Consider the following 22563-nt stretch of genomic DNA (forward strand, 5'->3'; position numbering starts at 1 on the left):
ATGGGAAAGGGCCCCGCGCGCACAGCACGTCCTGTCGGCTAGAACAGGAGGTCGTAGATCTGCCAGCCGTCCCCGACCTGCGACTTCGTCGCGAACGGGGCCGTCACCTTGCCGGTGGAGTGGTAGAACCAGAAATCGCCGGCCGAGTCCACGCCGACCAGGTCGCCCCGGCCGTCGCGGTCGAGGTCGCTCGGGCCGAGCAGCAGCTTGTACTTGCCCCAGCCCGAACCGATCTCGACCCGCTTGTCGTACGGCTTGGCGGCCGAGCCGGTGCCGGTGTAGATCCACAGGACCCCGGCCTTGTCCCGGGCCACGAAGTCCGCCTTGCCGTCGCCGTTCAGGTCGCCGGTGGAGACGATCGCGTTGTAGATCTGCCAGCCCGTGCCGATCTGGGCCTTGGGCGCGAAGGGCTTCGACGGCTCGCCGGTGCCCTTGTAGAAATAGATCGCGCCGGAGCTGTTGCGGGCGATCAGGTCGGCCTTGCCGTCACCGTCGAGGTCGCGCATGCCGTTGAGGCTGTTGTACTGGTTCCAGCCGCTGCCGACCTTGAGCCGGGCCATGTACGGCTTGTCCGGGTTGCCGCTGCCCCGGTAGTACCAGAGGACGCCGTCCTTGTCGCGGGCCACGAAGTCGCCCGTACCGTCCGCGCGCAGCGCGGTCATCGCGGTGAGCGCCGTGTAGCTGCCCCAGCCGTAACCCGCCTGGTAGCGGCGGTAGTACGGGGAGGAGGCGCTGCCGGTGCCCTGGTACTGCCAGATACGGCCGGCGCTGTCGCGGCCGATCATGTTGTAGCGGTCGGTCGCGGAGACCGGGGCCACGCTGGTGGAGGTCTCGACGTCGCTCGCCTTCACCCATGCCAGCCGGTGGTTGTACCGGATCGGCAGGTAGGAGGTGGAGCCGATGACGTCCTTCTGGGCGGAGCCGAACCAGTCGTCGCCCTTCACCTCGGAGCCGGCCAGCGCGTAGCCCTGGCCCGCGGGCAGCGTGTACTTCGTCAGGTAGTCCGGGTTGTCCGTGGGGGCCTCCAGGCCCGCGGCCTCATAGGCGGCGGTCTCCGGGTAGGAGCGCCCGTAGATCCGGGGGCTCACCCCGGCCTTGGCCTTCACCACGCGCGGGGCCGCGGCGAGCGGCACGGTGTACTGGCCGCCCGGGTTGGAGAACCACGCCTTCTTCCCGGCGTACCAGATCGCCGTCCAGTCGGCCTTCGCCTCGGCGACGACGTACGTGTCGCCCGCGCGGACCTTGTTGCCCCAGTTGGAGCCCTCGCTCCACAGCGCGGAGAAGTAGGGGTCGGTCAGCGTGGACGCGCTGGTGGACGGCGAGGTGTACAGGTAGCCGAAGTTCGCCGGCTGCTTGGTGACCGCCTTGGTGCCGTACGTCAGCTTCGGCTGGTTGGCCGTGGTGAACGGCGGCACCACGCGCACCAGCTGTCCCGCCTTGACCGGGCCGCCGGCGCCGCCCGCGCCCGTCGGGGCGCCCATCAGGCCCATGAAGTGGTTCCAGTCCCAGAACGGTCCCGGGTCCCAGTGGGTGTCCTTGGACTTCCCGTCCAGGAAGACGGGCACCTCGTCGTGGCCGATGATGTGCTCACGGTCGAGCGGGATGCCGTACTTGTCGGCCAGGAACTTCACCAGGGCCGCGGTCGACTCGTACTGCGACTCGCTGTACCAGCTGCCCTCCTTGATCGCGTAGCCCTCGTGCTCCACGCCGATCGAGTGCATGTTGAGCGACCAGTTGCCCGCGTGCCACGCCAGGTCCTTGTTCTCGACCATCTGCGTGACCAGCCCGTCCGAGGCGCGGACCAGGTAGTTCGCGCTCGCGGCCGCGCTCGGGCTGGTGAGTGTGGCGAGCGAGCTCGCGTAGTCGCCCTCGGTGTCGTGGATCACGATCCGCCGGATGTCGACGCCCTGGTCGGGGCGCACGGCCGGGGTGTAGCTGCGCTGGCCCGTACTCGACGTCTTGGCCTGCACGAAGTTGCAGTTCAGACCGGACGGGCACTCCGGGGTGGGCGTCGCGGCGGTGCTCGCGAAGGACGCGGCCAGCGGCACGTTCGCCGGCTTGACCGGCTGGACGGACGGGTCGGCGGGCAGCGAGACCTGCTGGCCGTCCTGGGTGACCGCGCTCTCGCCCGTACGGATCGAATCGAAGACGCGCTTCGCGAAGAGGTCGGCGCCCTTCTTGTCCGGTGACTGGCTGAACCGGGCCACCGCCGGATACCACTGCGAGGCGTCGTCGGACAGGGAGCCCTTCGCGTCGCGCTGGTACTCGGCGAGCAGGGCCGCGCCCGCGCGGATGCTGTCCTCGGTGTCGTCGCGTACCGACGTCGTGTCCGTGTCGATCAGCCCGGCGGCCTTGTCCAGCGTGTGCAGCCGGGGGTCGGAGGTGTCGACCGTCTTCTTCGGCAGGTCGCGCAGCGCCTTCGCGGCGTCGAAGGTCTTCTCGATATCCGGCCGGCCGCTCATGTTCATGTGCGCCAGACGTTCCTTGTCGTCCGGCTGCTCCACGTCCCCGGCCGCCACGCTGGTCAGCCCCATGACGTTGTACGCACCGGTCGTGCTCGGCTCGCCGTCGTGGCTCTCCCAGCGCGTCTGCCGGTACGAGACCGCCATCAGCACGCTCTGGGGCACGTCGAACTCACGGGCCGCGTCCTCGAACTGGGCCTGGAGCACGGCGGACGGCGGAGCGGCCTTGGCGTTCCCCGTGTCCGGGTCCTGCGAGGCCATGGCCAGGGTGCCGATCGTCGCGGTCGCGACCACGGCGGCGCCGGCGCCGATCAGCAGCCGTCTCTTCTTGAGGTCCTTACGGTGGTTCCGCTTCAAGTCCCCGCCCTCGGTGTCCACTTGTTCAACGTTGTTCTACGTCGAAAGCCGTGAGGCTAGCAGGCCGCCCGGACAGCCCCCGCACCGACCGTGCCGAGACGTCCGTCTCAGTGACTGGGCAACCGGGAAACGGAGAGGGCGCGACCCCGTAATGTGGACGCCGTGACCGTGAACGCCAATACCTCCGTCGCCGGTGGCAACACCTGGCGAGACCTTCCCGCGGCGCAGCAGCCCGAGTACCCCGACTCCGAGGCTCTGCGCGATGTACTCGCGGACCTCGCGTCGTATCCGCCGCTCGTCTTCGCGGGCGAGTGCGACCAGCTGCGTGCCCGTTTGGGAGCCGTCGCCAAGGGCGAGGCGTTCCTGTTGCAGGGCGGAGACTGCGCCGAGGCATTCGACGCCGTGTCGGCCGAGCACATCCGCGCCAAGCTGAAGACGCTGCTCCAGATGAGCGCCGTCCTCACCTACGCGGCCTCCGTGCCCGTCGTCAAGGTCGGCCGGATCGCCGGCCAGTACTCCAAGCCGCGCTCCAAGCCGACCGAGACCCGCGACGGCGTGACGCTGCCGACCTACCGGGGCGACTCCGTCAACGGCTTCGCCTTCACCGAGGCCGAGCGCGTCCCCGACCCGGAGCGGCTGAAGCGGATGTACCACGCGTCCGCCTCCACGCTGAACCTCGTGCGCGCCTTCACCACCGGCGGTTACGCCGACCTGCGCCAGGTGCACGCGTGGAACCAGGACTTCGTGAAGTCGTCCCCGTCCGGCCAGCGCTACGAGGCCCTGGCCCGCGAGATCGACAACGCGCTGAACTTCATGAAGGCGTGCGGCACCGACCCCGCCGAGTTCAAGGCCGTCGAGTTCTACGCCTCGCACGAGGCCCTGCTGCTGGACTACGAGACGGCGCTGACCCGCACCGACTCGCGCACCGGCCACCTGTACGACACCTCGGGCCACATGGTGTGGATCGGTGAGCGGACCCGCCAGATGGACGGGGCGCACATCGAGTTCGCCTCCAGGGTCCGCAACCCGATCGGGATCAAGCTCGGCCCGACGACCACCGTCGACGAGGCCCTGGGCTACATCGAGCGCCTCGACCCCGAGCGCGAGCCCGGCCGGCTGACGTTCATCGTCCGGATGGGCGCCGACAAGGTCCGCGACAAGCTGCCCGAGCTGGTCGAGAAGGTCACCGCCTCCGGCGCCACCGTCGCCTGGGTGACCGACCCGATGCACGGCAACACCTTCGAGGCGGCCTCCGGCCACAAGACGCGCCGCTTCGACGACGTCCTGGACGAGGTCAAGGGCTTCTTCGAGGTGCACAAGGGTCTCGGCACCCACCCCGGCGGCATCCACGTCGAGCTGACCGGCGACGACGTCACCGAGTGCGTCGGCGGCGGACACGAGATCTTCGTGGACGACCTCCACCAGCGCTACGAGACGGCCTGCGACCCCCGGCTCAACCGCAGCCAGTCGCTCGACCTGGCCTTCCTCGTCGCCGAGATGTACCGCGACCAGTAAGGGCCGCGACGGGCAGCACCGTACGACTGTGGGGCACGGATCGATGTGATCCGTGCCCCACAGGGCGTTCCCGGGCTTCTGCCACCCCCGGGCGGCGGGTAAGGTTAGGTTAGCCTCACCGATCATCGGGGCGGCATCCATGACCCGTCCCCGCCCGGGAGGTGAACCGCATGTACGTCTGCTCGTGCTTCGGCGTTACGGAGCAGCAGGTCAAGGACCATGCGGCCGCCGGCGCCTGTACGCCCCGCCAGATCGCCTCCGCCTCCAAGGCGGGCACGGACTGCGGCGGCTGTGTCCGCACCATCCAGGCGATGCTCGGCCGGGGCGCCTGCCCGCGCCGCGAGCTCCTGGACCGGAAGCAGACGTCCGCCACCGCCGCGGCTCCGGTGGCAGGGCTCCCCGAGGCCGCCTGAGCGCGGTCAGCTCTCCGGCTGCTCGATGAGCTGCGCGATGTACAGCGGCTCGCCCAGCTTCTCGACCAGATCGAGCTGGGTGTCGAGATAGTCGATGTGGTGCTCCTCGTCCGCGAGGATCGACTCGAAGATGTTCGCCGAGGTGATGTCGCCCTTGTTGCGCATCAGCTCGATCCCGCGCTTGAGGCGGTCGATCGCCTCGACCTCGATCTGCCGGTCCGCCTGGAACATCTCGGTGACCGTCTGGCCGACCCGTACATGGAACAGCCGCTGGTAGTTCGGCAGACCGTCGAGAAAGAGAATGCGGTCGGTCAGGATCTCCGCGTGCTTCATCTCGTCGAAGGACTCGGCGCGCGTGTATTTCGCGAGCTTGGTCCAGCCGAAGTTGTCCTGCATCTTCGCGTGCAGGAAGTACTGGTTGATGGCCGTCAATTCGGCGGTCAGCTGTTCATTCAGGAACTCGATGACCTCGGGGTCGCCCTGCATCGCAGAGGCTCCTTCCAACGGTGAACCGGGCACGTTGGCGGCATCCTCGCACCCGCCCCGGTGACCGTCCAGTAAGTGCATGCTTAGTATGAGTTGCCCGAATCGCCTCCGCCCTGGTCACGACCACCCCCGCCTGTCTGTCACCATGGAGTCATGGGTCAGCCGGAAAGCCGGGAACACCGCGCGTCAGAGCAGTCCGAGCTTCCGCCGGGCCAGCGGCTGCAGCGTGGGTGGCCGGTGACCCACTACGGGCCGGTCCCCAAGTTCAAACCGGAGCGCTGGGAATTCCGCGTCTTCGGCGCGACCGCCGACGGTGAGAAGCACTGCTGGAACCACGAGGAATTCTCGGCGCTGCCGTTCTCCTCGGTCGTCGCCGATCTCCACTGCGTCACTAAATTCAGCATGCTGGGCGCCGAGTGGGGCGGTGTGCTCGCCCGCGATGTGGTCGCCCTCGCGCCGCCCGCCCCTCAGGTCACGCATGTGATGGTCTGGGCCGAGTACGGCTTCAGCTCCAACCTCCGGCTGGACGACTTCCTCTCCGACCGGGCCCTGTTCGCCACCCACAAGGGCGGCGAACTGCTCACCGCCGAGCACGGTTTCCCGCTCCGGCTCGTCGTCCCCCACCTGTACGCGTGGAAGGGCCCCAAGTGGGTCCGGGGCATCGAGTACATGACCGCCGACCGCCGGGGCTTCTGGGAGGAGCGCGGCTACCACAACATCGGCGACCCCTGGAGAGAACAGCGCTACTCCTACCAGGAGGAGCCCGGGGACGGCCCCGAACTCTGAACCGGGCTCCCGGCCTGCGTCACCCGCCGTCGCGCAGTGCCTGCAGCCGGGCCACGTCCGCCGCGTGGCCCTCCTTGCCGCCCGGCGTCTCGATGACCAGCGGCACGCCCTCGGTGGCCGGGTGCGTGAACAGCTCGCGGAACGGCTCCTCGCCGATGTGGCCCGAGCCGATGTTCTCGTGCCGGTCCTTGTGGGCGCCGGAGACGTCCTTGGAGTCATTGGCGTGGATGAGCTTCAGCCGGCCCTCGCCGACCGTGTCCACCAGCAGGTCCAGCGTCTCCTTCATCCCGCCGGGACCGGCCAGGTCGTGCCCCGCCGCGAAGATGTGGCAGGTGTCCAGGCAGACGCCGAGCTTCGGATGGGCGTCCAGCGCCTCGAAGTACGGACCGAAGTCCCAGGTCCGCGAGCAGAGCGAGGAACCCTGCCCGGCGGTGGACTCCAGCAGCAGGAACGGGTCGTCGTCGTGCGTCAGCTCGTCCAGCAGCGGCCGCATGTGCGTCCGCACCTGCGCCAGCGCCTCCTCGCGGGGCCGCCCGCCGGTCGCCGACCCGGTGTGCACCACGACGCCCAGCGCCCCGATGTCCCGGGCCCGGCGCAGCGAGTGGCGCAGCGACTCCACGGACCGCTCCACCGTCGCCGGGGTGTGCGAGCCGAAGTTGATCAGATACGGGGCGTGTACGTAGGCCGGTACGGACTCGGCGGCGCACTGCTCGCGGAACAGGGCGTCCTGCGCCGGATTCCCGGCCGGGGTGGCCCAGCCGCGCGGGTTGGCGACGAAGACCTGGACGGCCTCGGCGCCCATTCCGCGGGCGTAGGGCAGGCCGGTCTTGGCGAGGCCGCCGGCCACGGGGACATGGCCGCCGACGGGGTTGCGCATACGGATCTCTACAGTCCCTTGGTCTTGATGGTGATGGTGCTGCCCTCGGGCGCCCGGTCGCCGCCGTCCACGGACTGGCTGGCGACCTTGTCGCTGAAGGAGAGGAACCCATGGTCGACATTGACCTCGAAGCCCGCCGCCTCCAGCTCGTCGGTGGCGTCGTCCACGTCCTTGCCGACCACGTCCGGCACGTCGACCATGCGCGGACCGTCGGAGACCGTCAGCGTCACGGTGTCGCCCTCGGCCGCCTCGGCGCCCTCCTCCGGTGACTGGACGGTGACGTCGCCCTCGTCCTCCGGCGAGTGCACCCGGCCGGGCTTCACCTTCGCCTTCAGGCCCTCGTCGGCCAGCGTGTCGGTGGCGTCCTTGACGGAGAGCCCGGTGACGTCCGGGACCTCGACGGGACTGCCCTTGGAGACGACGATCGCGACCGCCGAGTCCGGGTGGCGCCCGGTGCCCGCCTCCGGGTCCGTACGCACCACCTCGCCGGCCGCCACGTCCTCGCTGAAGTCCTTGGTGACCATGCCCGGGAGCAGGCCCGCCTCCTTCAGCTGCCGCTTGGCGTCGGCGAGCCGGACGCCCACGACGTCGGGCACGTCGACGATCTCGGGACCGCGCGAGACGACGAGCGAGACCGAGCCGTTGCCCCTGATCCGCGCGCCGGACTTCGGGTCGCTGCTGATGACCTTGCCCCGGTCGACGGTGTCGCTGAAGGCCCGCTTCACGCCCTTGAGCTCCAGGCCCGCGTCCGAAAGCCGCTTCTCGGCCGTCTTCTCGGTCTGGCCCAGCAGCGAGGGGACCTTCGTGAACTGCCCGGAGTTGATGTACCAGACGCCGCCGCCGACGCCCAGGACGATGAGCACCGCCAGGACCGCCGCGATCAGCCCGCGCCGAGGGCTGCCGAGCGGCCCCCTCCGGCGCGGCGGCAGCGGGTGCTGCGAGGGCGTGGGCGGGGGCATCTCCAGCCGGCTGGTGTGGTGGGCGGTGCCCAGGTCCTTCGGCAGTACCCGGGGGATCACCGTCGTCCGCGCGTCGCTCCCCTCCGCCGCACCGTCCGCACCGGGCTCCGGCCGGGCCCGCGGCGGTACGGCGTCGAGCTGCGCGTCCGTGAGCGCGGCGCGCGCCCGGCGGGCCCCGGCGAGCAGCGCCACCGCGTCGAACGGGCGGGCCTCCGGGTCCCGGGCGGTGGCGCTCGCCACCAGCGCGTCCAGCTCGGGCGCGAGACCGGGGACGACGGCGGACGGGGGTGGCACGTCCTCGTGCAGATGCTGGTAGATGACCTGGGCGGGGGACTCCCCGTCACGCGGCTTGTCGCCGGTCAGCATCTCGTACAGCACGACCCCGCAGGCGTACACGTCGGCCCGGGTGTCCGCCGTGCCGTGCTCGATCTGCTCCGGGGCGAGGTACGAGACGGTGCCGAGGATCGTCCCGGTGGTGTTCGTGACCGCGTCGACGGCCCGGACCAGACCGAAGTCGGCGACCTTGACCCGGCCGTCGTCCCCGATCAGCACGTTCTCCGGCTTCATGTCGCGGTGCACGAAGCCCGCCCGGTGCGCCGCGCCCAGGGCGGCGAGCACCGACTCCAGGATGTCCAGCGCCGCCCGCGGCCGGAGCGCGCCGCGCTCGCTCAGCACGTCGCGCAGCGTGCACCCGGCGACGTACTCCATGGCCAGGTAGACGTACTGACCCTGGGCGCCCTGGTCGAAGACCCCGACCACGTTGGGGTGGGCGAGATGCGCCACCGACTTGGCCTCGCGGATGAAGCGCTCGACGAACGAGGCGTCGGTCGCCAGGGCCGGGTGCATCACCTTGAGGGCGAGCACGCGGTCGAGCCGCATGTCCATGGCCCGGTAGACCGTGGCCATGCCGCCCACGGCGATGCGGGCATCGACGCGGTAGCGGCCGTCGAGCAGCTGCCCGACGAGGGGGTCCTGGAGGGTCGTATCCACCATGCGAGTCTACGAGCCGCCGCGGACGGGCCCGCCGCTGTGGGGCGAACCCGGCGCAGTACTGAAGCCGAGCCGTGACAGGGGCGCGCCGCCCGAGGCCGGAATCCCGGCCTCCAACGGCCTCCGGGCCCCGGAACTGTGGATTCCGGCACGTTGGCCCGGACCGGGGCGGCGCGTGACGCTCAGAACGCCGGCCGCTCCGGATCGAGCACCGCTCGCCCGGCCGTCGGCGAAGACGCCTCCGCGAAGTGGCGGCGCGGGATGCGCCCGGCCCGGTACGCGAGCCGCCCGCCCTCCACCGCGTGCCGCATCGCGGCGGCCATCAGCTCCGGCTCCTGGGCCCGGGTCACCGCCGAGGCGAGCATCACCGCCGAGCATCCCAGCTCCATCGCGAGCGCCGCGTCCGACGCGGTCCCGGCGCCGGCGTCCAGGATCACCGGCACCCCGGCCCGCTCGGCGATCAGCTGGAAGTTGTGCGGGTTGCGGATGCCCAGGCCCGAGCCGATGGGGGAGCCGAGCGGCATCACCGCCGCGCACCCCACGTCCTCCAGCTTCCGGGCCAGGACCGGGTCGTCATTGGTGTACGGCAGCACGGTGAACCCGTCGTCCACCAGGATCTCGGCGGCGTCCAGCAGCTCGACCGGGTCGGGCAGCAGGGTCCGCTCGTCGGCCACCACCTCCAGCTTGACCCAGTCCGTGCCCAGCGCCTCACGGGCCAAGCGGGCGGTGAGCACGGCCTCCCCGGCGGTGTAGCAGCCGGCGGTGTTCGGCAGCACCCGGATGGACAGCTTCCGCAGCACGGAGAGCACCGAGCCCTGCACGGTCGGGTCGAGGCGGCGCATGGCGACGGTGGTCAGCTCGGTGCCGGACGCGAGCAGCGACCGCTCCAGCACCTCCAGGCTGGGAGCCCCGCCGGTGCCCATGATCAGCCGGGAGGTGAAGTCGCTGCCGCCGAGGGTGAACAGGTCGTCGGACATCGTCAGCCTCCCTGGACCGCGGTCAGGACCTCGACCCGGTCGCCGTCGGTGAGCGCGGCGGCGGGCCACTGGTTGCGCGGCACCACGGTCTCGTTGAGGGCGGCGGCGACCCCCGTCGGGGCGTCGGTCAGCGTCGCGACGAGGGCGTCCAGGGTGGTGCCCGCGGCGACGACGGCCGGTGCGCCGTTCACGGACACGGTGAGCGGGGTGGGCTCGGTCATGCGGGCTGCTCCTGGGGTGCGGGGGCCGGGGCGAACCGGCCGGGGGAGAAGGGGCGGGCCGCCTCGGGCAGCTCGCCCTCGGCCAGCAGCGACGCCATGGCGTCCCCGGTGACGGGGGTGAGCAGCACGCCGTTGCGGTGGTGGCCGGTGGCGAGGTGGAGGCCGGGCAGCGCGGTGCGGCCGAGCAGCGGGGCGTTGTCGGGGGAAGCGGGGCGAAGGCCGGCGCGGGTCTCGGTGAGCGGCAGCTCGGTGATGCCGGGCACCAGCTCGTGGGCGTCGCGCAGCAGCTCGTAGACCCCGCCCGCCGTGACGGTGGTGTCCCAGCCCATCTCCTCGGTGGTGGCGCCGACCACCAGCTCACCGTTCTCGCGCGGTACGAGGTAGACATGGCTGCCCCGGACCACCGCGCGCACCGTGCGCGAGAGGAAGGGGGCGTACGCCGGGGGCACGGTGAGGCGCAGCACCTGGCCCTTGACCGGGCGCACCGGCGGCAGGACGTGGGCGGGGACCCCGGCGAGCCGCCCGCTGAGGCTGCCCCCGGCGAGCACGACCTGCCCGGCGGCCACCTCCGTACCCTCGTCGAGCACGGCTCCCGCGGCCCGGTCCGCGACCACGGACAGGCGGTCGGCGCGGTGGCGGTGGAAGACCACCCCGGCCCGTTCGCAGGCGGTCAGCAGCGCGGCGGCGAGGCGGCGCGGGTCGACCTGGTGGTCGCCGTCCACCCGCAGGCCGCCGCGCACGCCCGGGGCGAGCATCGGTTCCAGGCGGCGGCACTCGCGCCCGGTCAGCCACTCGGACTCCAGGCCCGAGCGGCGTTGCAGCTCGTGGAGTTCGCGCAGATGGGCGCGGTCGTCGGCGTCGAGCGCGACGGCCAGGGTGCCGCAGGCGCGGAAGCCGATGTCCTGCCCGCTCGCCTCCTCCAGCTCGGCCGTGAACGACGGATAGCGCCGGGCGGAGGCGAGGTTGAGCCCGAGCAGCGTCTCCTCGCCGTAGTGCAGTTCGGTGACGGCGGCCAGCATTCCGGCCGCCACCCGGGCCGCTCCGCCGCCCGGCTCGGGGTCGGCGAGCGCGGTGGACAGGCCGCGCTGTGCGGCCCGCCAGGCGGTCACCAGGCCGATGATGCCGCCCCCGATGACGAGGACGTCGGACCCTTCGGTGGGATGGGTGCGCATGGGCGTCCAGCCCCTCCCTTCGCCGGCATGACCCGGATCAGGTTCGTACGGTCGGAGGCCGCCAGCCTCCCTCTCAGCCCGGTGCGCCCGGGCTCCCGCGTGTCTTACGGTGGCCAGCCTAGACCCCGCCCGGCGGACCGGGTAGGGAGGGCCGGGGGAGGGGCCGCCCCTTTCCTGACGGCACGTCAGGTACGTAAGGTGGGCGGGTGAGCGAGCAGCAGCGGGCAGAGCGGACGGAACGCCGGGTCGTCGTGGCGGGCGCGGGCATGGCGGGTGTGCAGACCGCCGTCGCCCTGCGGGAACAGGGCTTCACCGGCCCCGTCACGCTGATCGGCGCCGAGCCCCACCAGCCCTACGACCGGCCCCCGCTGTCCAAGGCGGTGCTGCTCGGCAAGGCCGAGGAGTCCGCCTTCGACATCGACTTCGAGGACCTGGACATCGCCCTGCGCCTGGGCTGCGAGGTCACCGGGGTGCGCGCCGGCGACCACGAACTGGACACCTCCGAGGGCCCGGTCCCCTACGACGTCCTGGTCCTCGCCACCGGCGCCGAACCCGTCGCCCTGCCCGGCTCCGACGGGGTCCCCGGCGTCCATCTGCTGCGCACCCTCGACGACGCGGCCCGGCTGCGGCCCGTCCTGGAGGCGGGGCACCCCGTCGTGGTCGTCGGCGCCGGCTGGATCGGGGCCGAGTTCGCCACCGCCGCCCGCGCCGCCGGCTGCGAGGTCACCGTCGTGGAGGCCGCGGACCGCCCCCTGGCCGGCGCCCTGCCCGCCGAGGTCGCCGCCCCGATGGCCGCCTGGTACGAGGAGAGCGGCGCCCGGCTCCTCACCGGTGCCCGGGTCGCCCGCGTCGAGCCCGGCACGGTGGTCCTCGCCGACGGGCGCACCCTCCCGGCCGGCGCGGTCGTCGTCGGCATCGGCGCCCGCCCCGCCACCGGCTGGCTGGCCGGCTCCGGTATCGCGCTCGGGCCCGAGGGCTCGGTGACCGCCGACGCGGCGCTGCGCACCTCGCTGCCCGATGTGTACGCGGTCGGCGACTGCGCCTCCTTCCCCTCGGCCCGCTACGGCACCCGCCTGGTCGTCCACCACTGGGACAACGCCCTCCAGGGCCCCAGGACCGCCGCCGCCCACATCGCCGCCGCCGAGGACACGGCGGACATCCCGCCCTACGACCCGGTGCCCTACTTCTGGTCCGAGCAGTTCGGCCGGTTCGTGCAGTACGCCGGCCACCACGCGGACGCGGACACCCTGCTGTGGCGCGGCGACCCGGCCGGGCCCGCCTGGTCGGTGTGCTGGCTGCGCGACGGCGCCCTGGCCGCGGTGCTCGCGGTCGGCCGCCCGCGCGACCTGGCCCAGGGGCGCCGGCTCATCGAGGCGGGCCCCCGGCTCGACGCGGACCGGGCCGGGGACCCGTCCGTACCGCTCAAGTCGGCGGTTCTGCCGTGACCGCGCGGGACCTGAAGGGCCGAGTCCGGGTTTCGGCTGTCAGTCCGGGATGGCAGGCTTGTCCCGTGACCGAGATTGACGCAAAGATCGATGCTCTCGTCCCTGCCTGGCTCCACCTGCCCGACATCGCGGAAATGCTCGATGTCGAGGTGACGCGCGTGCGGCAGCTGGTCAAGGAGGGCCAGCTCATCGCCGTACGCCGTGGCGAGAACCGGACGCTTCAGGTGCCGGCCGCCTTCATCGACGGCAACAAGGTGGTCAAGGGCCTCTCCGGGACCCTGACGCTCCTGAAGGACGACGGCTTCTCCGACGAGGAGATGCTCGAATGGCTCTTCACCCCCGACCCGACCCTGCCCGGCACCCCCGCGCAGGCACTGAGTGAGAATCGCGGCACGGAGGTGAAGCGCCGCGCCCAGGCGCTCGCCGTCTGAACCGACCGGGGAAGCGGGCCGCACCGTGCGAGCGGGCGGCCCGCTTCCCCGCGCCGCACCACCGACCGCCGTCTTCCCCGGGGGGAACCGCACCATGTCCACACCTCGTGCGCAGCTGTCCGACGCCCGGCTCTACCTGTGCACGGACGCGCGCAGGCGCCAGGGCGACCTGCCCGACTTCCTCGACGCGGTCCTCGCCGGCGGGGTGGACATCGTCCAGCTCCGCGACAAGGGGATGGAGGCCGGGGAGGAGCTCGACCACCTCGCGGTCCTCGCGGACGCCTGCAAGCGGCACGGAAAGCTCCTCGCCGTCAACGACCGGGCGGACGTGGCCCACGCCATCGGCTCCGACGTGCTGCACCTGGGCCAGGGCGACCTGCCGGTGCCGGCGGCCCGGGCGGTCATCGGCGCCGAGCCGGTCATCGGCCGCTCCACGCACGCCGAGGCCGAGGTCGACGCCGCCGTCACCGAACCCGGCGTGGACTACTTCTGCACCGGCCCCTGCTGGCCCACCCCCACCAAGCCCGGCCGCCACGCGCCCGGTCTCGACCTCGTCCGCTACGCCGCCTCGCTCGCCCCCGCCCGCCCCTGGTTCGCCATCGGGGGCATCGACGCGGACAACCTCGACCAGGTGCTGGACGCCGGGGCCCGCAGGATCGTCGTCGTACGGGCCCTGACCGAGGCGTCCGACCCGGGCGCCGCCGCCGCTGAGCTGGCACGACGGGTCCGCGAGCGCGCCGGAGCCTGACGGGACGGCCGCGTTCGGAGCGGCGGCACCGGGCACGGGCCTGGGACGAACCTGTCCGAAGGATGGACAAGAATCAGTCAATTCCGGCAAATGACTCCGGTTCGGTTGGGAGCCCGCCCCGCCCTGGTTAACCTGCCCGTATGGCCCTTGGCACACCCTCCACCAGGACAGATCACGCGCGCACCGTGCGTGAGATGCTCGCGACCGGCGAGACCTCGTACTCGTTCGAGTTCTGGGCGCCCAAGACCGAGAAGGGCGAGCGCAACCTGTGGAACGCGCTGCGCCGGGTCGAGGCCGTCGCGCCGAGCTTCGTCTCGGTGACGTACGGCGCCGGCGGCTCCACCCGCGCCGGCACGGTGAAGGCCACCCAGGACATCGCCGCCGAGTCCACGCTCACCCCGGTCGCCCACCTCACGGCCGTCGACCACTCGGTCGCCGAACTGCGCAACATGGTCGGCCAGTACGCGGACGCCGGCATCCGGAACATCCTCGCCGTGCGCGGGGACCCGCCGGGCGACCCGATGGGCCCCTGGGTCGAGCACCCGCAAGGCGTGAAGTACGCGGCGGACCTGGTCCGGCTGATCAAGGAGGCCGGCGACTTCTGCGTGGGCGTCGCGGCGTTCCCCGAGAGGCACCCGCGCTCCGACGACTGGGACACCGACGTCCGGCACTTCGTGGACAAGTGCCGCGCGGGCGCCGACTACGCGATCACGCAGATGTTCTTCGATCCGGAGGCGTATCTCCGGATGCGTGACCGGGTGGTCGCGGCGGGTTGCGAAACCCCGATCATCCCCGAGGTCATGCCGGTCACCAACGTCCGGCAACTGGAGCGGTTCTCCCAGCTCAGCGACGCGAAGCTGCCCGACGACCTGAAAGAGCGCATCCTCGCCGCCAAGGACGACCCCGCCGCTGTACGCTCCATTGGCATCGACTTCGCAACGCGGTTCAGCGCGAAGCTGCTCTCCGAGGGTGTGCCCGGACTGCACTTCATCACGCTGAACAACTCGACTGCGACGCTCGAGATCTACGAGAATCTCGGACTGCACAAGCAGTCGTGACCGGCCGTACCCGCCACCGTCCGGGGCGGTGGCCGTAGAAGGGGGCGGGCATGGGCTGGACAGTCCTCTACATCGCGTTCGGTGTCGTCGCGCTGTGGCTGCTCGGCGAAGTGCTGCTGCAGTACAAGGCGCGGCTGCGCTGGCGCCTCCTCGCCTTCACCGGCTTCCTCTGCGTGGTGATCGGCGTCCTGATGCCGTCCGTTCCCGTCATCGCCCTCGGCGCGGTCGCCTTCGCCACCGGCCAGACCTACGTCACGCTCTCGTTCCGCAAGGGCTTCTCCACCGGCTGGGCCATAGGGGGCAAGCCCGGCGCGAGCCGCCGCCGGCGCGGCGCGGCCGAACGCAAGCCCACGCTGGAGGTCTCGGACCTGGAGGTGGAGTACGAGGGCGGCGCCCCCGACGCCCCGTCCGCCCCGCCGTCCGCCCCCACCGCCGTCTACGCGACCGAACCGATGCCCGAGGACACCGGCCAGTACGGTGTCTACACCGACCCCGCCCCGCCCCGCCCGGCCCACGAGCCCCAGGCCGCGCAGAGCCACGACGCGTACGACGCCTACGGCTACCCGGTCCACCAGTCCGAGGGCCAGGACACCTACGCCGGGGCCGGGCAGTACGACTACGGCAGCGACCCGCAGAGCTACGCCGCCTACTCCGACCCGTACATCGGCACCACCGCGAGCACCCCGCAGTACGGCACGTACGACGGCTACGGGAACTACGACGGCTACGGCGACCGCCAGCAGTACGCCGACCCCTACGCGCAGGGCGACACCTACGGCTCGGAGACCCCGCCGGGCGGCGTCTGGGTGCCGCAGCAGCGCGAGGGCGAGCAGCAGCCCGCCGCCCAGGCCCCGTACCCGAACGGCTACGACACCGGCCACAACGAGCAGTACCGCTACTGAAAGCGCGCCCGCCTCAGCGCGAGCCGCGGAAGCCCTCACCCTCCACCACGGTCCCCGCGACCAGCGCCCCGGACATGCCGGCGTGCGCGAGTCCGCCGCCCGGATGCGACCAGCCGCCGGCCAGCAACAGGCCCGGCAGCCGGGTCCGGTTGGCGGCGTGCAGGAACGCGCCCCCGGCACCGCCCAGCGTCGGCGGCGGCACGGCACCGCCCTCGGCGCCCGTGTCCGCGGCGGTCTCGGCGGGCGTCCGCACCCGCGTCCGCAGCACCCGCTCCCGCAGGCCCGGCACCGCGGCGCCCGCCGCCTCGGTCAGGGTGTCCGCGAACCGGGCCCGCAGTGCCTCGTCCGTCCAGTCCACCGGGCCGTGCGGGGCCACCGTCGCCACCAGCGTCACCGCCTCGTGCTCCGCGTCGGGGCGGGTGGACGGGTCGTCGGGGCGCAGCACGGTCACCGTGGGGTGCGCGGCGGTCCGGCCCCCGAACACCGCCTCGCGCTCGGCCGCCCCGTCCGCCGGGTGCACCACGGTCCGGTGCACGGCGTCCGCGGGCCGCCCGCCGCGCAGCGACAGCATCACCACGAACCGGCCACAGGCCCCGGCCCCGGCCGCACGCACCGTCACATCCCCGTCGGCCCACGGCTCCTGACCCGGCACCAGGCCGGGCCACGGCCGGGCCCCGAGCACCACGTGGGCGGCCTCCGCGACCGTCCCGTCCGCCAGCTCCACGCCCGCCGCGCGGCCGTCCTTCTCCACGACCCGGGCCACCTCGGCGCCGAAGACGAACTCCACCTTCCGGGCCAGGCACCGCTCGTACACCGCCCGGGCCAGCGCCCGCAGGCCGCCGCCCACGTACCAGGTGCCGAACGTCTCCTCCATGTACGGCAGGAGGGCCGCGCTCGCCGGGGCGCGCGAGGGGTCGAGGCCGTAGGCGAGGGCGTATCCGTCGAGGAGGGCCGCCAGCCGGGGGTCGGCCAGCTCCCAGGCGCCGATCTCCGCCACCGTCCCGGCCCGCCGCGCCGGGCGCAGCAGCCGCCGGCGCTCCTCGGCCGGATACGGGTCGCGGCCCAGCACCTGCCAGTCGGGGCGCAGCGGCTCCTCCAGGAGCGGCCGCCGCGAGCGGTCCCAGGCGTCCCTGGCCCGGTCGAGGAAGGCCCCCCACCTCGCGCCCGCCCCGCCGCCGAGCGCGGCGTCCAGGGCGGCGACGGTCCCGGCGCGCGAGGCGTTCGGCAGGGACACGGAGGTGCCGTCGGCGAAGAGGTGCCGGCTCGCCGGGTCCACCTGGGTCAGCGTGACGCACCGCTCCAGCGGCTCCTTGCCGGTCTTCACGAACAGGTCGCGGTAGACCGCGGGCAGATGGAGGAGTCCGGGGCCGGTGTCGAACGTGAAGCCCTCGTCGGCGTACCGGCCGAGCGAGCCGCCGTACGTCTCCGACCGCTCGTACACCGTCACCCGGTGGCCTGCCACGGCCAGCCGGGCGGCCGCCGCCATCGCGCCCATGCCGGCGCCGATCACCGCAATTCGTGCCATGCAGGCGACCTTAACGGCCGCCACCGACAGCCCCGCCGTCAGCCCCAGGGAGCGCCGGAGGGGGGAATGACGGGCTGCGGCACCCCGCGTTTCTCCGCGCGGCGCTGCGCCCTGCGGCGCCAGAACCGGCGGATGCGGGAGGCCAGGAAGATCACGAGCGCGAGACCCACCACCAGGAGCGTTCCGGCGAGGGTGGCGGCGATCCACGGATGGAAGATCGCGAAGGTGACGATGCCCGCGACGCCCAGGTCCTCGGCGGCGCTCAGCGCGATGTTGCTGAACGGCTCGGGGGAGGTGTTGACCGCCATCCGCGTCCCGGCCTTCACCAGATGGCTCACCAGCGCGGTCGAGCCCCCGATGGCACCGGCCGCGATCTCCGGCAGGGAACCGCTCTCGCCGGCCAGCAGCGCCGCCACGACCGCGCCCGCCACCGGCCTGACGACCGTGTGCACCGCGTCCCACGCGGTGTCGAGGTACGGGACCTTGTCGGCGACCGCCTCGCAGAGGAAGAGGACCGCGACGACCACGAGCACGTCGGTGCGCTGGAGCGAGGCGGGCACCTCGTCGCTGACACCGGTCGCGCCGAATATGCCGAGCAGGAGGACCACCGCGTACGCGTTGATCCCGCTCGCCCAGCCGCTTGTGAACACCAGAGGGAGTACCGACACGCAGGCGATCGTAGCCAGCGGGTCCGGCATTCCGGCAGGGTGCGCGAAACCCGGCTCTGAGTACCCGTACTCAGAGCGCTGGATGAGTAGCCGCACGGATGGCCCTTGACCTGCCGGAACGGCAGAGTGGGTGCCCACGGAAGGGGCGCCGCCCCGCCACCGCCGGCACGGGGCGGCGGTGGTGGGGCGGCACCTCCCTTCCGAACGGGGGTGCGCGACGGAGGACTTCGGGACCACGGAGGCAACGGGGTCACGGGGGACGGTCCTCCGGCAGCACGGAAGGCGCCGGTCGGGCGGGCTCGGGGGACGGGCCACGCGCGACCGGCGCCTTCCGTGCGTACGGGCGCGCGCCTCAGTGTCCGCTGACGCGGCCGCGCAGCAGCAGGGACAGCGCCGAGTGCACGTCGTCGATCGAGCGCTCCGGCTGGAACGCCTGCCAGTCGAGCGCCGCCACCAGCACCATCCCGACCAGCGCCGCCGCCGTCAGCGGCACGTCGATCTCCTCGCTCAGCTCGCCGCCGGCCACGCCTTCCGCGATGACGCCCTCCACCACGGCGACCGCCTCGCGGCGCACCACCAGCAGCGTGGACTGCCAGGCGCGGTTGGTGCGCCACAGCTCGGCCACGTACAGCTGGGTGAAGGCCGGGTAGCGGTCGATGAAGACCAGACCGGCCCGGATCATGGCGTCCAGCGCCTCGACCCGGCTGCCGCCGCGGGCGCCGGTCTCCTCGGCCGCCGCGCGCAGCGAGGAGGTGAGCAGCCCGACGCCGTGGCGCAGCAGCTCCTCGAAGAGCTCGGTCTTGCTCTTGAAGTTGTAGTAGACCGTGCCCTTGGCGACCCCGGCCCGGTCGGCGATCTCGTCCACCGTGGTCGCCGAGAAGCCCTTCTCCGCGATGAGGGTGACGGCCGCTTCGTAGAGCTTCTGCCGGGTGGCCTGGCGGCGCGCGCTGCTACTGCTTTCCATGGACCTGATTCTCACAGGTCCCGGCACGGTCACAGGCTCAGCTCGGGATGCAGCCGCTCCAGTGTCCACATCTGCTTGCGGCGGGCCGACAGGGCGGTCAGCGCGAGCGCCCCGGCGGTGAAGGCCGCGAGCACCGCGCAGGCCTGCCAGACCGGTCCGAGCCCGCCGCCCGTGATCAGCCGGCGCAGCCCCTCCACGACGTAGCTCATCGGCAGGTACGGGTGGATCGCGTTGAAGAAGCCGGGGCTGGTCTGCACGGGGTAGGTGCCGCCGGCCGAGGTCAGCTGGAGCATCAGCAGCGCGAGGACGAGGATGCGCCCGGCCGCGCCGAAGCAGGCGTTCAGCCACTGCACGATCGCCGCGAAGCAGCAGGTGACCAGCGCCAGGAAGCCGAGGGTGCCGGCGGTGTGCGCCATGTCCAGGCCGGGGCCCCAGTGCAGCACGGACATCAGCGCGGCCGTCTGGAGCAGCCCGATCCCGGCCACCGGCAGCCAGCCCGCGAGGGCGATCCGCCGGGCCGGGGCCCCGGCGGCCAGGGCACGCCTGCTGAGCGGCTGGATCAGCATGTACGCCACCATCGCGCCGACCCAGAGGGAGAGCGGGATGAAGTAGGGCGCGAAGCCCGTGCCGTAGTTCGGGGCGGAGTGCAGCGACTGCGATGCCAGTCGTACGGGGTCCGCCATGACCTCCGTACGGGCGTCGCGGTCCTTCTTGCCGTAGTCGGGGATCCTGCCGACGCCGTCGCCGAGCCCCTGGGCGAGCGTGGTGGATCCGTCCTTGAGGCGGACCAGCCCCTTGTCGAGGCTCGTGGCGCCCTTCTTGAGCCTGCCGACGCCGGTGTCCAGGTCGGCCGAGCCCGTCTTCGCCGTGCCCAGGCCGGTGTGCAGCCGGTCCGCGCCGGTGGCGACCTTGTGCGCGCCGGTGTTCAGCGCGTTGATCTTCTTGACCGCGGCTTCCAGGTCCTCGTCCAGGCGCGGGGAGCGCGCGGCGAGTGCCTTCGCCTGCTTCTCCAGCGTCGTCAGCCGGGTGCGGAGCTGCTTCAGATCCCCGTTCTGGTTCTTGACCAGGGCGTTCACGTCGTCGGCCACGGCGGCGACGTCGGCCGCCGCCGTCACGGCCCGCTTCAGGGGCGGGCAGACGGCGGGGTCGGGGACCGGCTGCTCCTCGCACCGGGTGCGGTGGACGTCGGTGAGGTCGTCGGCGGCGGTGTGCGCGGCGGTGGCGGCGGCGGGCGCCGCCTTCGCGAGCAGGTCCAGGTTGTCCCGTACGGTCTTCGACGCGTCGGCGACCAGCCGGGCGGTGTCGCCGATGGCCTTCCCGTTGTCCTTCAGGAACGGACGCACGTCGGCGGCCACCCCGTTGACCTTGTCGGCGAGAAGCTGGGTGCCGTCGGCGACCTGGCGCGAACCGGTCTCCAGGTCGCCCGCGCCCTTGTTCAGCTTCACGATTCCGCCGGCCAGCTTGTCGCTGCCGGCCTTCGCGCCCTTCAGCCCGTCCGCGAGGTCCTCGGAGCCCTTCTTCGCCTTGCCGATCCCGTCCTTGAGGTCGCCCGCGCCCTTCGCCGCCTTCGCCGTCCGGTCGTGCAGGTCGGAGAAACCGATGTAGATCCGGTCGAGGAATCCGCGCGAGGCGTTGGCCGAGGCGGCCGTGCGGACCTCGGAGAACACGGTCCGGGATATCTGCCCGACGATGTAGTTGTTGGCGTCGTTGGTACGCACCTGGAGCGCGCCGGTCTCGGGGGAGTCACCGGCGCTGGAGGCGATGCGCGCGCTGAAGTCGGCGGGCATGCGCAGCGAGAGGTAGTAGGTGCCGTCCTCGACGCCCCGGTCCGCCTCGGCGGCGCTCACCTCGTGCCAGGCGAACGTCTTCGACTTGAGGAGCTTTCCGGTGATCTCGTCACCGGCCGCGATGCGCTTGCCGTCGGCGGTCGCCCCCTTGTCGTCGTTGACCAGGGCGACCGGGATGCGGTCGAGACGGCCGTACGGGTCCCAGAAGGACCACAGGTAGAGGGCGCCGTAGAGCAGGGGGAGCAGCAGGAGCGCGGCGAGGGCGGCGCGCGGCAGCCGCCCCCTGCCGAAGCGCCTCAGCTCAAGCGCGGCCAGTCTCGGCGAACGCATCGGCCGGTTCCTCCTCGTGCGTCGTGGCGTCGGTGGTTTCCGGGGCGGTGCCCGTGCGTACGGTGACGGCGTCCTCGGGGGCCTCGCTGCAGACGGCCAGGACGGTGGTCCCGGCAGCGGCCACGGAGCGCAGCAGCTGCCACACCTCGTCCCGCTCGGCGTCGGACAGCTTCAGATCGGTGTCGTCCACCGCGAGCAGCCGGGGCCGGCCCATCAGCGCGAGGGCCACGGACAGCCGCAGCGCCTCGGTCCGCTCCAGATCCCGTACGGCGGTGCGCTCGGCCTTGGGCAGCGTGGCGGGGTCGAGCCCGGCGGCGTCCAGGGCGGCGTCGATCCGGGCGCGCGCGGCGGCGGTCCGCTCACGGGGCCGTCGCAGCAGGGCGCGCGGGGAGCCGTCGTAGCGGCGCAGGAGCAGGGCCCGTTCGCGCAGGTGCTCGGCGACCGTGAACGCCGGGTCCAGCTCGCTGACCCCGGGCACCGGGCCCAGGGCCGCGACGCGGCGGACGGCGGCGGCCCGGCGCGGCAGGGCGAGGCCGGCGGTCGCGGCCTCGCCCTCGGTGGGGCGCATCCGGCCGGTGAGGGAGAGCAGCAGGCAGGTGCGGCCGGAGCCGGAGGGGCCCTCGACGGCGATCAGGGCGCCGGGGTCCGCGCGGAAGCTCACGCCCCGGAAGGCCCAGCCGCGCGGCCCGTCGAGCCCCAGACCCTCGGCGGTGACGGCCGCCCCGTGCGGACTCTCCACGCACCCCACCCCTCATTTGAACTGACTGGTCAGTTCAAAAAGTAGCCCGAACTTGCGATCGAAGCAAAAGCCCAGGTCAGAGCCGCGCCGGGGTCGATTGTCAGTGGGGGTCGTCACGATGGATACAGACGGCCACGGAGCCGTCACCGAGACAGGAGGTTCTGTCATGGCCCACTCGTCCGCAGCCGCCGCCCCGCGACGCCGCGCAGACGGCCCTGCTCCCTCACCGACCGGCCCGGCCCGCGATGTCCACCCCGTCGTCCGGCGCACCACCGCACCGCCCGCCGCCCTCGATCTCCTCGCCCAGGCCCGCGCCGGTCTGGACGAGGCAGCTGTCCTCTCCGTGCCCAACGAGCGGTACGCCACCGCACACCTCGCCGCCCTGCGCACCGCGGCCGCCGTCCTCGCCGCACGGGCCCGCCCCGAGCCCCCGCGCCGGCGCCGGGAACCGATCCGCAGCGCCTGGGAGATCCTTCCGGAGCTGGCCCCAGAGCTCGCCGAGTGGAGCGCCCTCTTCGCGTCCGGCGCCGCCCGGCGGGCCCGCGCCGAGGCGGGCATACCCGGCGCCGCCAGTCGGCGGCAGGCCGACGATCTGCTGCGCGACGCCGCCATGTTCCTGCGCCTCGTGGAGCGGCTGCTCGTGCTCCAGCCGGCGCTGCCGCAGCCGCGCGGGGAGCGGCCCGACGCGGGGTGACCGCGGGGGCGGCGCCAGGCAATAGGGTGGGCGGTACCTGTTACCTGCGCTGTTCAC

The 22563-nt window shown here is 72.8% G+C and carries 21 protein-coding genes and 1 riboswitch; of the genes, 9 read left to right on the forward strand and 12 right to left on the reverse strand.

The genetic code is table 11. From position 1 onward, the window contains the following. Positions 1–38: 38 nt before the first annotated feature. Positions 39–2819, reverse strand: coding sequence for an N-acetylmuramoyl-L-alanine amidase (locus tag ABZ565_RS28305; protein WP_361032739.1), 2781 nt, complete (start codon positions 2817–2819; stop codon positions 39–41). Between the two features lie 168 nt (positions 2820–2987). On the opposite strand from ABZ565_RS28305, the gene ABZ565_RS28310 reads away from it, so the two are divergent. Both ABZ565_RS28310 and ABZ565_RS28315 read left to right on the forward strand, forming a co-directional pair. Continuing rightward, positions 2988–4334: a class II 3-deoxy-7-phosphoheptulonate synthase gene (locus tag ABZ565_RS28310; protein ID WP_361032852.1), complete on the forward strand. Its 1347-nt coding sequence runs from the start codon at positions 2988–2990 to the stop codon at positions 4332–4334. A 170-nt stretch (positions 4335–4504) separates the two neighbouring features. Further along, on the forward strand, positions 4505–4747 hold the full coding sequence (locus tag ABZ565_RS28315) for a (2Fe-2S)-binding protein (protein ID WP_361032742.1): 243 nt from the start codon (positions 4505–4507) through the stop codon (positions 4745–4747). 6 nt (positions 4748–4753) lie between these two features. Here ABZ565_RS28315 and bfr read toward each other — a convergent pair whose 3' ends face one another. Continuing rightward, positions 4754–5233: a bacterioferritin gene (bfr, locus tag ABZ565_RS28320; RefSeq protein WP_361032745.1), complete on the reverse strand. Its 480-nt coding sequence runs from the start codon at positions 5231–5233 to the stop codon at positions 4754–4756. Positions 5234–5386: 153 nt separating this feature from the next. On the opposite strand from bfr, the gene ABZ565_RS28325 reads away from it, so the two are divergent. Further along, on the forward strand, positions 5387–6019 hold the full coding sequence (locus ABZ565_RS28325) for a sulfite oxidase-like oxidoreductase (RefSeq protein WP_361032748.1): 633 nt from the start codon (positions 5387–5389) through the stop codon (positions 6017–6019). Positions 6020–6038: 19 nt separating this feature from the next. On the opposite strand, the gene ABZ565_RS28330 is transcribed toward ABZ565_RS28325, so the two are convergent. The 5 genes from ABZ565_RS28330 to thiO all read right to left on the reverse strand — a co-directional run bounded on the left by ABZ565_RS28330 (position 6039) and on the right by thiO (position 11215). After that, positions 6039–6896 (reverse strand): deoxyribonuclease IV, encoded by an 858-nt coding sequence (locus ABZ565_RS28330; RefSeq protein ID WP_361032750.1) that lies wholly within the window; start codon positions 6894–6896, stop codon positions 6039–6041. A gap of 8 nt (positions 6897–6904) precedes the next feature. Further along, positions 6905–8845: a Stk1 family PASTA domain-containing Ser/Thr kinase gene (gene pknB, locus ABZ565_RS28335; RefSeq protein ID WP_361032855.1), complete on the reverse strand. Its 1941-nt coding sequence runs from the start codon at positions 8843–8845 to the stop codon at positions 6905–6907. 182 nt (positions 8846–9027) lie between these two features. After that, a complete protein-coding gene (locus tag ABZ565_RS28340) occupies positions 9028–9822 on the reverse strand; it encodes a thiazole synthase (protein ID WP_361032753.1) in 795 nt (264 codons plus the stop codon). Positions 9823–9824: 2 nt separating this feature from the next. Further along, positions 9825–10043, reverse strand: a complete 219-nt coding sequence (gene thiS, locus ABZ565_RS28345; RefSeq protein WP_361032756.1) for a sulfur carrier protein ThiS — start codon at positions 10041–10043, stop codon at positions 9825–9827. Next, positions 10040–11215, reverse strand: coding sequence for a glycine oxidase ThiO (gene thiO, locus ABZ565_RS28350; protein ID WP_361032759.1), 1176 nt, complete (start codon positions 11213–11215; stop codon positions 10040–10042). Before thiO ends, thiS begins: the two co-directional genes overlap by 4 nt. Beyond that, positions 11213–11324, reverse strand: a riboswitch (TPP riboswitch). It overlaps the preceding gene by 3 nt. A 97-nt stretch (positions 11325–11421) precedes the next feature. On the opposite strand from thiO, the gene ABZ565_RS28355 reads away from it, so the two are divergent. The 5 genes from ABZ565_RS28355 (at position 11422) to ABZ565_RS28375 (ending at position 15799) form a co-directional block, all read left to right on the forward strand. Continuing rightward, positions 11422–12660 carry an FAD-dependent oxidoreductase gene (locus ABZ565_RS28355; RefSeq protein ID WP_361032762.1) on the forward strand — a complete coding sequence of 413 codons (1239 nt, stop codon included), beginning with the start codon at positions 11422–11424 and terminating at the stop codon, positions 12658–12660. A gap of 65 nt (positions 12661–12725) precedes the next feature. Further along, entirely contained in the window at positions 12726–13091 is a 366-nt protein-coding gene (locus ABZ565_RS28360; RefSeq protein WP_361032765.1) for an Rv2175c family DNA-binding protein, read from the forward strand. Positions 13092–13185: 94 nt separating this feature from the next. Continuing rightward, a complete protein-coding gene (gene thiE, locus ABZ565_RS28365) occupies positions 13186–13839 on the forward strand; it encodes a thiamine phosphate synthase (protein ID WP_361032768.1) in 654 nt (217 codons plus the stop codon). Positions 13840–13979: 140 nt separating this feature from the next. After that, positions 13980–14897 carry a methylenetetrahydrofolate reductase [NAD(P)H] gene (gene metF, locus ABZ565_RS28370; protein ID WP_361032771.1) on the forward strand — a complete coding sequence of 306 codons (918 nt, stop codon included), beginning with the start codon at positions 13980–13982 and terminating at the stop codon, positions 14895–14897. Between the two features lie 50 nt (positions 14898–14947). Further along, entirely contained in the window at positions 14948–15799 is an 852-nt protein-coding gene (locus tag ABZ565_RS28375; protein WP_361032774.1) for a hypothetical protein, read from the forward strand. A gap of 13 nt (positions 15800–15812) precedes the next feature. Here the strand turns inward: ABZ565_RS28375 and ABZ565_RS28380 are convergent, their stop codons facing one another. The 5 genes from ABZ565_RS28380 to ABZ565_RS28400 all read right to left on the reverse strand — a co-directional run bounded on the left by ABZ565_RS28380 (position 15813) and on the right by ABZ565_RS28400 (position 21812). Continuing rightward, positions 15813–17324, reverse strand: a complete 1512-nt coding sequence (locus ABZ565_RS28380) for an NAD(P)/FAD-dependent oxidoreductase (protein ID WP_361032777.1) — start codon at positions 17322–17324, stop codon at positions 15813–15815. A gap of 38 nt (positions 17325–17362) precedes the next feature. Continuing rightward, positions 17363–17992: a DUF4126 domain-containing protein gene (locus ABZ565_RS28385; RefSeq protein ID WP_361032780.1), complete on the reverse strand. Its 630-nt coding sequence runs from the start codon at positions 17990–17992 to the stop codon at positions 17363–17365. Positions 17993–18344: 352 nt separating this feature from the next. After that, the gene (locus tag ABZ565_RS28390) at positions 18345–18956 is read right to left on the reverse strand and encodes a TetR/AcrR family transcriptional regulator (protein WP_361032783.1); all 612 of its coding nucleotides are present in this window, start codon (positions 18954–18956) and stop codon (positions 18345–18347) included. A 29-nt stretch (positions 18957–18985) separates the two neighbouring features. Continuing rightward, positions 18986–21073 carry a YhgE/Pip domain-containing protein gene (locus ABZ565_RS28395; RefSeq protein ID WP_361032786.1) on the reverse strand — a complete coding sequence of 696 codons (2088 nt, stop codon included), beginning with the start codon at positions 21071–21073 and terminating at the stop codon, positions 18986–18988. Further along, positions 21045–21812: an ATP-binding cassette domain-containing protein gene (locus ABZ565_RS28400; protein ID WP_361032789.1), complete on the reverse strand. Its 768-nt coding sequence runs from the start codon at positions 21810–21812 to the stop codon at positions 21045–21047. The genes ABZ565_RS28395 and ABZ565_RS28400 overlap by 29 nt, the downstream gene beginning before the upstream one ends. 166 nt (positions 21813–21978) lie before the next feature. Here ABZ565_RS28400 and ABZ565_RS28405 point away from each other — a divergent pair, with 166 nt between their 5' ends. Next, positions 21979–22506, forward strand: a complete 528-nt coding sequence (locus tag ABZ565_RS28405) for an SAV_6107 family HEPN domain-containing protein (RefSeq protein ID WP_361032792.1) — start codon at positions 21979–21981, stop codon at positions 22504–22506. The last annotated feature ends 57 nt before the right edge of the window (positions 22507–22563 follow it).

This window comes from Streptomyces sp. NPDC016469 (assembly GCF_040632905.1).
GTDB lineage: Bacteria > Actinomycetota > Actinomycetes > Streptomycetales > Streptomycetaceae > Streptomyces.